Source organism: Bacteroides salyersiae (assembly GCF_031172035.1).
In the GTDB taxonomy this organism is placed as follows: domain Bacteria; phylum Bacteroidota; class Bacteroidia; order Bacteroidales; family Bacteroidaceae; genus Bacteroides; species Bacteroides salyersiae.
The window spans coordinates 862,236-876,582 of the sequence record NZ_CP133452.1 but is presented as its reverse complement, the minus strand read 5'-3'; the positions used below and the strand labels follow the sequence as shown (position 1 = coordinate 876,582).

The 14,347-nt window shown below is 42.1% G+C and carries 9 protein-coding genes; 4 read left to right on the top strand and 5 right to left on the bottom strand.

The window, feature by feature from the left end; all coding sequences use genetic code 11:
- Positions 1 to 110: 110 nt before the first annotated feature.
- The 4 genes from pyk (at position 111) to RB604_RS03350 (ending at position 4,237) form a co-directional block, all read left to right on the top strand.
- Positions 111 to 1,568 (top strand): pyruvate kinase, encoded by a 1,458-nt coding sequence (pyk, locus tag RB604_RS03365; RefSeq protein ID WP_005928415.1) that lies wholly within the window; start codon positions 111 to 113, stop codon positions 1,566 to 1,568.
- Positions 1,569 to 1,694: 126 nt separating this feature from the next.
- Positions 1,695 to 2,327 (top strand): O-methyltransferase, encoded by a 633-nt coding sequence (locus RB604_RS03360; RefSeq protein WP_007479713.1) that lies wholly within the window; start codon positions 1,695 to 1,697, stop codon positions 2,325 to 2,327.
- A 345-nt stretch (positions 2,328 to 2,672) separates the two neighbouring features.
- On the top strand, positions 2,673 to 3,008 hold the full coding sequence (gene rbfA / locus RB604_RS03355; protein ID WP_005928421.1) for a 30S ribosome-binding factor RbfA: 336 nt from the start codon (positions 2,673 to 2,675) through the stop codon (positions 3,006 to 3,008).
- Positions 3,005 to 4,237: an FtsX-like permease family protein gene (locus RB604_RS03350; RefSeq protein ID WP_007479714.1), complete on the top strand. Its 1,233-nt coding sequence runs from the start codon at positions 3,005 to 3,007 to the stop codon at positions 4,235 to 4,237. The genes rbfA and RB604_RS03350 overlap by 4 nt, the downstream gene beginning before the upstream one ends.
- Before the next feature lie 443 nt (positions 4,238 to 4,680).
- On the opposite strand, the gene RB604_RS03345 is transcribed toward RB604_RS03350, so the two are convergent.
- From RB604_RS03345 to RB604_RS03325, 5 genes are all read right to left on the bottom strand, one after another.
- Entirely contained in the window at positions 4,681 to 8,643 is a 3,963-nt protein-coding gene (locus RB604_RS03345) for a leucine-rich repeat protein (RefSeq protein ID WP_229103589.1), read from the bottom strand.
- Between the two features lie 107 nt (positions 8,644 to 8,750).
- Positions 8,751 to 10,601, bottom strand: coding sequence for a T9SS type A sorting domain-containing protein (locus tag RB604_RS03340; RefSeq protein ID WP_055293814.1), 1,851 nt, complete (start codon positions 10,599 to 10,601; stop codon positions 8,751 to 8,753).
- 19 nt (positions 10,602 to 10,620) lie between these two features.
- On the bottom strand, positions 10,621 to 11,904 hold the full coding sequence (locus tag RB604_RS03335; RefSeq protein WP_007479717.1) for a DUF4302 domain-containing protein: 1,284 nt from the start codon (positions 11,902 to 11,904) through the stop codon (positions 10,621 to 10,623).
- On the bottom strand, positions 11,897 to 12,796 hold the full coding sequence (locus RB604_RS03330; protein ID WP_055293812.1) for a zinc-binding metallopeptidase: 900 nt from the start codon (positions 12,794 to 12,796) through the stop codon (positions 11,897 to 11,899). The genes RB604_RS03335 and RB604_RS03330 overlap by 8 nt, the downstream gene beginning before the upstream one ends.
- A 21-nt stretch (positions 12,797 to 12,817) precedes the next feature.
- Entirely contained in the window at positions 12,818 to 14,347 is a 1,530-nt protein-coding gene (locus RB604_RS03325) for a RagB/SusD family nutrient uptake outer membrane protein (protein ID WP_055293810.1), read from the bottom strand.

Below are 14,347 nucleotides of genomic sequence, written 5' to 3'. Positions count from 1 at the left end.
ATAATGGTAAAGAATATAATAAAATAAGTATAGATAAATATAATTAATGTGTGGCTATGCCGAACGGTAATCGGCTATGAATGCATTAACAAATTAAACAATTATTCAAGATGTTGCTGAAACAGACCAAAATCGTAGCTTCCATCTCAGACAGGCGCTGTGATGTAGACTTTATAAAACAGTTGTTCGATGCCGGAATGAACGTTGTTCGTATGAATACGGCTCATGCCAGCCGTGAGGGTTTCGAGGCATTGATTGCCAATGTGCGTGCCGTTTCAAATCGCATTGCTATCCTGATGGATACCAAAGGTCCGGAAGTGCGGACTACCGCGAATGCGGAACCGATTCCTTACCAGATCGGTGAAAGAGTGAAGATTGTCGGTAACCCCGATTTGGAAACGACTCGTGAGTGCATTGCCGTTTCATACCCCAATTTTGTGCGCGATCTCAATGTAGGTGGAACCATTCTTATCGATGACGGTGATCTGGAACTTCGGGTGATCGATAAAACGGATGACTATCTGATATGTGAAGTTCAGAATGAAGCAACTTTGGGTAGCCGTAAAAGTGTGAATGTGCCGGGTGTACGTATTAACTTGCCTTCGTTGACGGAAAAAGACCGTAACAATATATTATATGCCATTGAAAAGGATATTGATTTTATCGCCCATTCGTTTGTCCGTAACAGGCAGGATGTGCTCGATATCCGTGAAATACTTGATGCGCATAACAGTGATATTAAAATTATCGCCAAAATTGAAAATCAGGAGGGAGTGGATAATATTGACGAGATACTTGAAGTGGCCGATGGCGTTATGGTAGCGCGTGGTGACTTGGGTATCGAGGTGCCGCAGGAACGTATTCCGGGCATCCAGCGTACGCTTATCCGCAAATGTGTATTGGCTAAGAAACCGGTCATCGTGGCTACGCAGATGCTGCATACGATGATTAATAATCCGCGTCCGACTCGTGCGGAGGTTACTGATATCGCCAATGCCATCTATTATCGTACGGATGCCTTGATGCTGAGTGGTGAAACTGCTTATGGGAAATATCCGGTGGAAGCCGTGAAAACCATGACGAAAATTGCTGCACAGGCGGAAAAGGATAAGTTGGAAGAAAACGATATCCGCATTCCGTTGAATGAGAATAGCAATGACGTGACGGCTTTCTTGGCGAAGCAGGCTGTGAAAGCAACGGCGAAATTGAAAATGCGCGCCATCATTACCGATAGTTATAGTGGACGTACGGCCCGTAATCTGGCTGCTTTCCGTGGTAAATACCCTGTATTGGCTATTTGTTACAAAGAGAAAACGATGCGTCATCTGGCTCTTTCCTATGGTGTGGAAGCGATTTATATGCCGGAGTTGGCAAACGGACAGGAGTACTATTTCGCAGCTTTGCGCCGTTTGCTGAAAGAGGGACGTTTGCAGCCTGCCGATATGGTAGGTTACTTGAGTAGCGGTAAAGCCGGTACGCAGACTTCTTTCCTTGAGATCAACGTTGTGGAAGATGCGTTGAAGCATGCGGAGGAAACGGTACTGCCTAATAAAAACAGATATTTGTAATTTGAGATTGGACGATTTACGATTGAAAGAACTATTGTCTTGTGATAGCAGTGTAATTTCAATCGTAAATCGTAAATTGTCCAATCGTCAATCCTTCCACTTGTATAGTCTTGATTTCACTGATGTATGGAAACTATTGATGAATATATCTTGCGTCATATTGACGATGAAGGCGATTACTTGAAAGCATTGTATCGGGATACTCATGTCAAGTTGCTTCGTCCCCGTATGGCTTCCGGGCACTTGCAAGGGAGGATGCTGAAAATGTTTGTCGAGATGATCCGCCCCCGGCAGATACTTGAGATAGGAACTTATAGCGGATATTCAGCTCTTTGTCTTGCCGAAGGCTTGAGTGAGGGAGGAATGCTTCATACATTTGAGATTAATGACGAGCAGGAGGATTTTACCCGCCCTTGGCTGGAGAAGTCCGCTTATGCTGATAAGATAAAGTTTTATATCGGTGATGCTCTTGAATTGGTGCCGAAGTTGGGTATTACGTTCGATCTTGCTTTTGTAGACGGGGACAAGCGTAAGTATATCGAATATTATGAGATGACACTTGCCCATCTTTCTACGGGTGGTTATATCATTGCAGATAATACATTGTGGGACGGCCACGTATTGGAGGAACATCCGCACAATAATGATTATCAGACTATCGGTATTAAGGCGTTTAATGATCTGGTGGCTTGTGACCCTCGGGTGGAGAAAGTAATTCTTCCTTTGCGTGACGGACTGACGATTATCCGCAAGAAATAAAATAGATATTTTTATTTATGGTGTCATTGAAATATCCATATATATATATTGAGTCCATGATCCCATTTTCCCATATAGTAAACTTCTCTCATGCGAAATGGGACATTGCTGTTCAGCGCTATTATTGATTCATTATTCCTGAGTATTCTTTTAGAGAGGACAAATAATACCGGTTCGGTTTGCCGCAAAGATAGCTTTGTGTGTGTAATTCAATAATGAAAACTAAAAATAAGCTATAAATCATTATCCAAACGATATATTTCTGTAACTTTGTGTTCTATACAAGCAGGCTGGAATAGCCTTTGCAATAGAAAAATTACGTTGAACAAACTAACATGTATATTTATGGAAACAACCCGTCAAAATAAAATATCCCGTTTGTTGCAGAAAGAATTGAGTGAAATATTCTTGCTTCAGACAAAGGCGATGACCGGTGTATTGGTATCGGTAAGTGCGGTACGTATCAGTCCCGATATGAGCATTGCACGTGTGTATCTTAGCATTTTCCCATCCGATAAGGGGGAGGAGATGGTGAAGAATATTAATAACAATATGAAATCTATCCGGTACGAACTCGGTACGCGTGTCCGTCATCAGCTACGTATCATCCCCGAATTGAAATTCTTTGTGGATGATTCATTGGATTATATCGAGAAAATAGACTCACTGCTTCAGAAGTGAATCTCCCTTTCTACATAGCCCGGCGTTATCTTTTTTCGAAAAAGAAGCACAATGCCATTAATATCATTTCCGGCATATCAGTATGCGGGGTGGCACTTGCTACGTTAGCGTTAGTCTGTACGCTTTCTGTTTTTAACGGTTTTCAGGATATGGTGGCCAGTTTTTTTACGGCTTTTGATCCGGAGCTGAAAATTACAGTTCGTGAAGGGAAAGTATTTGACGCACAGGACGAACGTATACAAGCGATCCGGGCTTTACCGGAGATTGCCGTGTTTACTGAAACCTTGGAGGAAAATGCGATGGTACAGTATAAAGACCGGCAGACGATGGCTGTAATAAAAGGGGTGGAAGATAATTTTGAGGAACTTACGGCTATCGATAGTATTCTTTATGGCTCCGGTGAGTTTTTGCTCCATGATTCTATTGTGGATTATGGTGTGATGGGCATTGAACTGGTCTCGACTTTAGGTACCGGCATCCAGTTTGTTGATCCGTTGAAGATTTATAGTCCGAAGCGGAATGCGAAGGTGAACATGGCCAATCCTTCCGCTTCTTTTAATATGGATTATCTTTTTTCTCCCGGTGCTGTTTTTGTGGTCAATCAGCAGAAGTATGATAGTAACTATATCCTTACTTCTCTTGCGTTTGCACGACGGATGCTCGATTATACGACCGAGGTTTCTGCCATTGAATTGAAACTGAAACCAAATGCCGGCGTATCTTCCGTCAAATCAAAAATCGCTTCTGTGCTGGGTGATGATTTTGTGGTACAGGATCGTTATGAACAGCAAGCGGATGTGTTCCGTATCATGGAGATCGAAAAATTAATCTCCTACCTTTTCCTTACATTTATTCTGATGATCGCTTGCTTTAACGTAATCGGTTCACTTTCTATGTTGATCCTCGATAAAAAAGAAGATGTAGTGACTTTACGTAATTTGGGAGCGGACGATCGGCTAATTTCCCGAATATTTCTTTTTGAGGGGCGGTTGATCTCTCTTTTCGGTGCTGTATCCGGAATTGTATTGGGCTTGGCTCTTTGCCTGATACAGGAGAAATTCGGCCTTATCTCTTTAGGTGGGGGAGGCGGTACGTTCTTGGTGGATGCTTATCCGGTCAGTGTCCATTTCTGGGATGTGGTATTGATATTTGTAACGGTACTTACAGTCGGCTTTCTTTCGGTATGGTATCCGGTACGTTATTTGAGTAAACGATTACTTTCACATTGAAGAATATAATCAGTTTTGTCTAATTATATTGTCTGATTGGATACCTGTTTTTATTAAGATAATGATGGCTTTGGACTTGAAAATAGGATACAAAAATGACGGTTTGCAAGTATTTGTATATCAGTGTGTTATATGATGACTTTTTCCCTCTACGAGAAACAGGTCGAAACTCGTAGAGAAACAGAGTGAAACTCTACGGGAAATGAGGCGAAACTCTACGACGAACTGTTCGGATGTTTATAAGATGTGACAATCAGGTAGATGAGAAAGACGTTCCTTCTCTGTTTTTTTGTACAATTATTTTCTTAGGCTGATTTTCCTGTTTCTTTTGTTTACTCTCTTTATATAAACAGAACTGCCTGTCAATATTTACCGATTATTATCGGTAAATATTGACAGGCAGTTCTGGCCGGAGTTATAAAGACATTGCTTTATAGGCTATTTTATTGAACTGCTACTTTATAGCTCTTAACCTTGTTGTCTGCTGTACGGACAGATACGATATAGATACCGGATAAATGTACAGGGACTTCAATACTTTGTCCGGTCTCGCCGTTGGTGATCACCTGTCCGGTAGCAGTACTCACTGAATATGTGCAGTCTTCGGTCGGTATGATTGTAATGTTTGTACCGGTGGCATAAACTTTGGCTATATTTGCATGGTTTTCTTTCACACTCGTACCTCGTGTTATAACGCAGGAAGTCGTTTTGTAAGGTTCTCCATAATTTTCATAATCGGGATATGCTCTGGAAGAAATCACACAGTAAACAGCGTCGTCCGGTATAGTTATAAATTGGAATTTACACCCTTCTGTTATCGTATAATCCGTTCCGGATTCGAGTTGCTCGTTACTGCCTTGCAGATACCATTCGAAAGTAGGATAAACCCCATTGGCGAAATAAGAGCTTTGTAACCCTTTCTTTTTCACATACCAATCAGAAAAATCGATCGTTTCGTCGGTTGTATAGCTGCTTTCCAGTTCATATTTCATTACTTTTTCTTTCTGGTAGATATAGCTCATTTTGATTTTCTCGCCTTCCGGGAAGGTCGGCATGGTCAGATAATTGTAAGAGCAATCGATTTCCAGAACTTGGTTCGGGTTTTCCGGAACGGTTATTTCAGTCAGTTCGTTGTACGAACAGTCCAGATAAGCTAGGTTGACGCATGAACTTACATCCAATGTCTTTAGCCCGTTTTCTTTGCATGTCAGAGAGGTTAGTGTAGACGGGTCTGACGGCAGAACCACCTCTTTGATTCCACTACAATTCAAAACCTGCAGAGCGGTGTATTCTCTTAAGTTTATGTCGGTCAATCCGGTATACTCACAGCTCAATTCCGTTAGAGCGGTTTTTGCAGTCGGGAGAATCAGGCTTGTAAGCTTGGCATTGGCTTTACAGATCAGTTTGCTTAACTTACCGCATGCATTGATGTCCAATGTTTCTAATGAAGAATTATTGGTGATTTCCAATGAGTTTAGATTACCGTACTTGTTCAGGTCTATCGTTTTCAGGGATAATCTTTTTAGAGTAACGTTTTCCAATTTTTCCGTTTCATCCGGTAGGATAATAGTACCTGTTCCGTATGGGGCGTAATTCAAGCTTCTTAGTCCGGTCCACTCATGTATATCGAGATTTTTGATACTGCTGTTGTCAATCGTCAGATTTTCGATGGTCGTGACATCTTCGGGATATGTGAATGTAGTAATCTTGGAACTTTCTTTCACGATGAGCGTTTTTAAGGCTGTACATTTGCTTAGATTAACCTCTGTGAGATAGTCACAGTAAGCCAAAGACAGTTCTTTGATAGCAGAGGCTTCCCCGTAAATCTTGATAACTTTTGTTCCGGTGGGAGTACCTTGTATCGAAGTTCTGGTTGTATTTATGGTCTTATCGACCAAAGTGCCGTCTCCCCAATCTATTTGAATGGAGGTATTATCTTCGGCAGCTCCGATAGAAAAACCGATCAGGTTTTCCTTGGAGGTTGTCAGTGTAATAGCCGGATCAGGTGCTTTCTCTATGATGATATCGGTGGTACGATAAGGAGAGCCGTAGTCCTGATAAGCTGGATAGCCCTTGGAAGCAATCACGCAATAAATATCGTTTTCGGGAACTGCTTTAAATTTGAATTTGGCCGGTTCTACTACTGAATAATCCGTTCCTTCTACGAGCGGCTCACTGTTTCCATTCATGTACCAAGTGAAGGTAGGATAGACTCCTTCCGGAAAGTAGGAACCTTTGATTCCTTTTTTCAAGACATAGAGTTCTGACAGATCGATGGTATCGTTTGTGCTATATTTCTCACTTAACGTATATCGGGATACTTTTTCCCGTTGGTCCATATAAGATAATTCTATGTTTTCTCCTTCGGGGAGATTGGGCATAAACAGGTAGTTATAGGAGCAATCTATGCTTATGGTCTGACCCGGATTTTCAGGAACACGTATTTCGGTTAACTGGTTGTATGAGCAATCCAGATTGGTCAGGTTGGTACATGTGCTTACATCCAGTGTTGTTAATCCGTTCTCTTTGCAAGTCAAGGAAATTAAAGTCGACGGATCTTCTGGTAAAACGGTTTCTGCGATTCCGCTGCAGTTCAAAATCTGAAGATGAGTGTATTCTTTTAAATTAATGGCTGTCAATGCAGTATACTCGCAATCCAATTCTGTCAAAACATTTCTGACAGTGGGTAGGGTAAGGGCTTTAAGTTTGGTATTTCTTTTACAAATCAGTTTTGCCAATTTGCCGCATGCATTTACATCCAGTGCTTCCAGTGCGGATAGAGAGGTTACTTCGAGTGTAGTTAGGTTGACGTATTTATTCAGGTCTATGGCTTTCAGAGATAGTTTGCTTAAGACAAGGCTTTCCAGCTTTTCCGCTTCATCCGGTAATACAATGGCGCTGGTGCCATAAGGCATATATTTTAAATTCTTTAGTCCCGTCCAATCATGTACATCTATGTTTTTTATACTGCTGTTATCGATGGTCAGGTTTTCAATGGTGGTTACATCTTCAGGATATGTAAACGCGGTAATTCTGTAGCTGTCTTTGACGGACAGGGTTTGCAACGCTGTACACTTGCTTAGATCGACCTCTGTGAGATAGTCGCAATAAGCTAAAGATAATTCTTTGATTTTAGCGGCATCTGCGTAAATCCTGATGATTTTTGTTCCGGCAGGTGTACCTTGAACGGATGTTTTAGTCGTATTTATGGTTTTATCAACCAAAGTTCCGTTCCCCCAGTCTATTTGGATAGAGGTGTTGTCTTCGGTAGCTCCGATGGAGAATCCGATGGGGCTTTCTTTGGTGGTAGTCAAGGTGATAACCGGATCGATCGCTTTTTCTATTACAATATCAGTGGTACGGTATGGCGAACTGTAGTCTTGATAGGCAGGATATGCTTTAGAAGCAATCACACAATAGATTTCGTTTTCGGGAACTGTGCTGAATTTGAATTTGCCCGGTTCTATTGTCAGGTAATCCGTTCCTTCTACCAACGGTTCACTGCTTCCGCTCATGTACCAGGTGAAAGTGGGGTAAACCCCTTCTGAAAAATAAGAACCTTTGATTCCTTTCTTCAAGGCATAGAGTTCTGACAGGTCGATGATGTCGTTCGTACTATATTTTTCATTTAAAGTATACCGTGATACTTTTTCCCGTTGGTCCATGTAGTATAAGGTGATTTTTTCACCTTCCGGAAAATTCGGCATGATCATGTAATTGTAGGAACAATCTACGGATAAATTATTGACAGGGTTTTCAGGGATCTGTACGGAAGTCAAATAGTTGTATTGACAGTCCAGGTTAGTCAGTTTGGTGTATTTGCTGACGTCCAGAGTGGTCAATCCACATTGCATCAAAGTTAAATCGTCCAATGCATCACTGTTTTCCGGGAGTATCAGTGTTTCCAATGTTGCATTCGAATTGGAAAGATACAACGTTTTGAGTTTCGAACATTGGCTGGCATCAAAAGAGCTCAAGTTGATATAACGGCAATTTACTTTCGTCAATTGGTTTTCTGCAGAAGCAGGCAATGTAATTTCGGTTATATTCGGGCTGCTTGAGCATGATAATTCCGTCAAGGCCGTGCATTTGCTGAAATCCAGTGTCTTGAGAATCTGATTAGAGGATACTTCAAACTTTTTTATCAGAAGGGCATCTCCGTATACCGCTATTGAGTTTGATGTGGCAGAACCACTGATAGCTGTTCCGGTGGTCTTGACCGTTTGTTCTACCGGTCCTTCTCCAAAATCTATCTGAAAGGTCGTTTCTTCAGTGGCATACAGTTTGAAGCTTATCTTGCCGGGTGTACAAGTCATGCCGATGATCGGTTCGTTCTCACTCTTCTCAGCCCATGCCCCGATGACTATCAGTGACATAAGACAGGTGATTAGTAGTCGTTTTTTCATACTCTTTTGATATGTATTAGTGGTGAATAAAAATTGTCCGGTACGTTAAACGCGGGGTTTAACGCCCGGACAACTGTTTAGAATAAAGTAAAGAGAGAGTATCGTTTTTATTTTTTGATAATTTTCATAGAGGAATTCGTAGAATTACCTTCAACTTTTACCAGATAAATGCCTGCAGTCCAATCGGAAGCTGTAACATCAATGCTGGTTTCGTGGGTTGTTTTCTCAAAAACGACCTGTCCGTTTGCATTAAATACCCGGACGAGTTTGGCGGCATTGTCTTTGGTTGTAATAGTAAAGCCGGACTCGAATACCGCAGGGTAGACATTGACTTTATTATCTTTCACTTCGTTGACAGAAGTTCCTGTGGTCTTATGGAAAGTAATTTCCGGTGACAGGTAGAAAGAGAATCCTGTTTTGTCGAGTTCATTGAAAGGCCAAGGCAGATCCGGAACGCAATACCATCCTCCGTTAAGGTTTAATTCTGCAGCTCCGGCAGCATGAATCCGGACATAGGCAGAAGCTACTTTGTCTGCTCTGCGTACGTCATAAGCTAAAGCTAATTTGGTCGTAGCATCCGGCACGATAGACTCATCCAGTTCTATAGATAAATAGAAGCTTCCTTTTACTTTTATAGGTTTGTCAAATTTTATTTTTCTGACAACATTTTCATAGTCTACGGAAACCGAACCGAAAGCGCCACTCATGGTTGTGACATACTCGCCGAATACGTTGTCCGTATCCGGTGCTCCCCATTTGTCGGCGTATAGTCTGACTCTTACCGGTTTACCTTTATTGGTAGTAGCCGCCTTGTATAGATATAATCTGAAATGAACTCCGCTAATGCTTGCTTCGGCTTCTGAAGGCAGTTCGAACTTCTCTGCAAAGGTGGTATAGTATTTATTTATACCGCTTACATAGTCATTGGTACCGGGAACATCTTTTTCCGGTAAAGAGGCTTCGTCATACTTATTTGAACTGTTGCAAACAATGTCTGTAATTTCCTCTTTTCCGAGAACCGTGACATTGACGACATCTGAGAATGAATCCGTATATTTGGCATTTGTGGCATTTAATAACGGTCTGTAATCTCCGCTTTCCGAGTAAGTTACCTCAGGGTTTTCTTCATTCGTAGTTGCCGGATTACCGAATGTATCCCATTGATAATCGGTTGCATACTTTGACTGGTTAATAAATGTAATGGGTTGTCCCGGATATATGTATCGCATATCATCGTTCAAGTGATTGACCGAAGTCGACCATAGCCCGCCGTATGCGACATATTTAGCTTCAACCGGGAAAGGATTTTCGTTGTCGTAAACTTCGAAATCATCTATTCCTACTCCATTGGCAGCCGTAGCAGTGAGGCCGAAACCGAAGTAATAGACTCCATCGGTTTGAGGGGTAAAGTCGGCCTCTACCTTTTTCCATTCTTTGTATTTGATATTTTTCAAATCTTTCAATATAATACATTCAGCCTCTTTTGACTGTCCTTTACCAACCGTAAAGCGTACGCTCTCGCTTTTGTTGTCCGATTCGGAAAGCCCCGGAGCCAATAGTTGGAAACTGGCATGATATACTTTTCCGGCTTTCATCTGAAATCCGATGGAATAGGCCCAATTGTCTTCTGTGGCAGAAGAATAAGCACCTAAACAGTTTGGCTCGGAATATATTTCTTTCCAGCCATTGAATGTAGTGACGGCAAAAGCGTTTTTTTCGCCTGTACATACCCATCCTTCGGGAACTGTACGGATTTCATAACTGTCAAAGTTGTTGGAATAGGGCAGAGTACCCAACATAGTTGCCCGTGTCTGCGGTACCTGGAATTTTGTTGCTTCCGGTGTGCCTACTTTTTCTGTCTTGTTTCTTTCCGGCTTGATCTGCTGTGCATTCACTTGAAAGCAAGTCAAAGAAACGAATAAAAACATCTGGATGAAAATGTAATAATTCTTTTTCATATTCGTAATTTTTATGTGGTTATTTAATGTATCTGGTGGTCTTGAACCAAACGACGTCGGGGTTATCGTTTCTTCTGAAAGTTATTTCACTCGGACTTTTCAGATTGTCATAGGTCATGTTGTATGGTTCGTCATCGCTCATATAACCTAACATCATGTCGAAATACTCCATATAGAAATACCGGGCAAAGTCGTCTCCGCCTCCCGCGAAAATGATTTTCATCTGGTCGGCACCTTCAATGGGAATGAAATCCATATAGAAGTTAGCACTGTATAGCTTTTCATCGTTGATGGAATAACTGTATATTGTGAATACCTGATAAGAGCCCTGTAGGGAAATTTGTTGCAAAAGTTCCGATCCTTGGCCATTCTGATCCTTTTCCATGTTTTCGGTAATTGTACTCCACATCGTGGTCAATCGTGGGCCCATCTGGTTTTTGTCAAAGAACCAGTTGCCTTTCTTGGTTACGAAGGCCTCTCCCAAAGGCATTTGTACGATTTGTACACCGTTTGCTCCTTCATCCGTACAAGTCAGATAAGTGCCGTCTGCCGATGCAGTGAAATGTTGTATTGTTTTTCCCGCAATGGTTACGGGGGATTTGAATTTAATCCCATCCGGTGTATAAATAAAGGCTGTGCCCTCGGCGGAAGAATTGGTTTTTGCCGGTAGTTTGAACGTTTGATAGCGTCCTATCTCGTCAGATTCTTCCATGTCTATTACTTTGCCGTCTATATTCAGGCGCATGGTAAATCCGGGAAATGCCTGTATCATCTTGTTGAGTCGGTTGCTATAACTCTCCCAGGTCGTACCGGCCGGTAGGGGAATCATCTGCATTTTTACGCCGGTTTTCTTTCCTCTTAATTCGATCCCTTCTTTATTGATGGTAAGAATAACGAATTCATAATCACCCTCATAACCCAATCCGTCCGGGTCCGGGTCAGAAAACTGATGCAATATCCGATTGTATGTGTCAAAACTCAGGACGGGCCCCATATCGGCTTTCACCTGATACATGCTTGTGACCTGTTCGCCCGGCGACTCCAATATGGGCGATTCTGCAGTGACTTTTACTTCTCCCTCTTTGGAAAAAGTCATGTACAGTTGAAAACCTCCGTATTTACTGTCTTCCGGATAGTATTCAAAAATCCAACCGTTTTCCGCACCGGTCAGTATTTCATTACATTCTTGCAACATTGCGTTCATCCTGCGTGCGGAAGAACTGTCGAATATATCGTTTTCATCCGAGCATGAAGAGATGCACAATGTGAATAGGGCGATAAGGATATAAACTGATTTATTCATTGTCCGTCATTTTTTCATTTAAAATTGAATCAATATTTTCAGAGCGTCTGATGATGATCGTTCTTAATTCTTCTATGTCGATGCTCCATGAGGCCATGAGCCATTCTTTAGCCATATCAAACTTGGACTGTATCTTGGCTGCTCCCTCTGTGCCGGCATTTGCCAGCATATTTTCCCAAAAACCATCTGGCTTGACAAGATAGTTTGCTATCACCTCTACGAAATCCTCTTGTGGTTGCATACCTGCATAGGGAGTAACGAATCCCAGTTTCCATGCTTGCAGTTCCGTACGGTTTTGCCAGCCGGTAGAAGAGTAGTCGGCTGCGGATATTTGGTTATATTCCGTAGGATAACTTTTCTTTTGGTGAAGAATATGGGCAAACTCATGGTGCATGGTTTCGAAGTAATATTCATTCAGCATTTCCACGTCCGTAGGATCAATGGAATTCACTTTGTACAATACTACTTTGATACCTTCTTCCGCAGAACCTAAAATCTCCGTTGAAGAAGAGGGATTGATGGCCGACGAGCCGATAAGGAGAATCACCTTAGGAGCGTAGGTCCGCATGAAATCCTTGTTTACTCCGGTCTTGTCGAACATCTCGTCGTATGATTCGAGCCACAGATATTTGATGATCTTTGCCAGTTTCTTGGATTTCTCTACTTCTGCCGGAATATGATTGTACGACATATTGGCTTCTATGTCTTCCAGTCGGTATTTGAAGTCAATGTTGTATTCTTTCACATAATTCCGGAGTAGCCAATTGTCGAACTCTGTGCGTGCCGGAGGATTCGTATCAAAAATACTGTCTCCGAGTTTTTCTTCAGAACAGGAGGAGATCATTCCGCCGGTTAAAAAGATTGCTAATGCGTATAATAAAATCTTTTTCATATTTTTTTTCTGATTTCGTTATTATCTGGGGTTAGGTTGCATGCCGGCTCCGATTACATCTGCCGGTAGTTGTAATGCTCTTCGGGGGTCATCTTTGGTCAGTATGTCATTGGCCTGTCCGGCAATGTTGTGTTCTATCTCTATGCCGAACCGTTTGATATCAAACCATCTAAGGCCTTCGTGTACTGTTTCTATGCGTCGGAAATGAAGCAGACAATACATAAAGTTGAGTTGTTTGCCCGGTTCGATTTCAAACATCGGATGGAGCTCAGGGCGTACTGCCTGGTCTGCTGTTTCATAATAAGAATCGATCCGGTCTTCTGTTAGGGCTTTGACTCCCGGTAAAGTGTGCGAATCATACCAATAGCTCAGGTCTTTTGTCGCGTTGGAATAGTCTTTCATATGAATGTAAGCTTCTGCGCGGCAAAGGAGGGTCTCGTCTGTTGTAAAGACCGTATTCACGATATTCAGATAGCCTATTCCGGAAATGACATCCGTATATTCAATGAAACCATACAATTTGGGATAATAGGATACTTGATCGTTTCCGTATATTTTGAGTGCCTGATAGAGATAATCTGGGGCTACCCATGGTCCGAGGCTCCAGTAGGTGGTCTGCAGTTTAGCGGTGTTCATAGCATATCTGCTATATTGAGATCTCCAATGGTTGTAGTTCCACATGGATGTAGCGGGCATCAGTAAGAGATTGCATGCTAATTCAGATTTGACATAAGCGATACCGCAATCTTTTGCTGCGGCGATACTTTTGTACTGAACTTGATCACGGAGTACTTTTGCCGGATTCTCTCCAATTGCTTTGGTGGCATATTTTATGGCTTTTTCATAGTTGCCGTAATACAAATTGAACCGGGCGGCGAAAGCATATGCCGCTTTCTGATTGAAATGATATTTGATAACGGAGCTTTTGTACTTCGTGTCGTCGATAAGGGGCAATCCTTCTTCTATGTCACGGTTTATTTTTTCGTATACTTCGGCAACGGTTCCTCTTGCATATTGTCCGGATACTATCTTTTCCGGCTTTTCCACATAAGGTATTCCCAGATCGATACTACTTGTCTGGGAATTGTATGCTTTACAAAAAACATTGACTAAGATGAAGTGGGAATAAGCGCGGCAGACAAGGGCTTCTCCTCTGGAGGCAAGCTCGTCTTCGGTTCCTTCTTCAGAATTATTCAGGTATTCCAATGCATGATTGGCGGCAGCTATTGCTTTATAGTATTCGTTCCATATGTATTGTGGAGTATCTTGCTGGTTATCGGTGAAATCCTGCCATTTATAACTCTCTTCCACACTTTTATTGAAGGTCATATAGAGCGGTCCGTTATCTGCCACGTTGTCGGACATTAGTTCGGTTATCTGCATATACGTTCCACTGGGGTAGGCGGATACGAGCAGTTGTAACACTTTCTCACTGTTGTCGAGTTCGGTTCTGTTGTCCGGCATCTTATCCAGAAAGCCTTCACAGGAGGATGTGGCCAATAACATTGCTATGGCTGCCAGACCTATTGAGTATTTATTTTGATTTTTCAT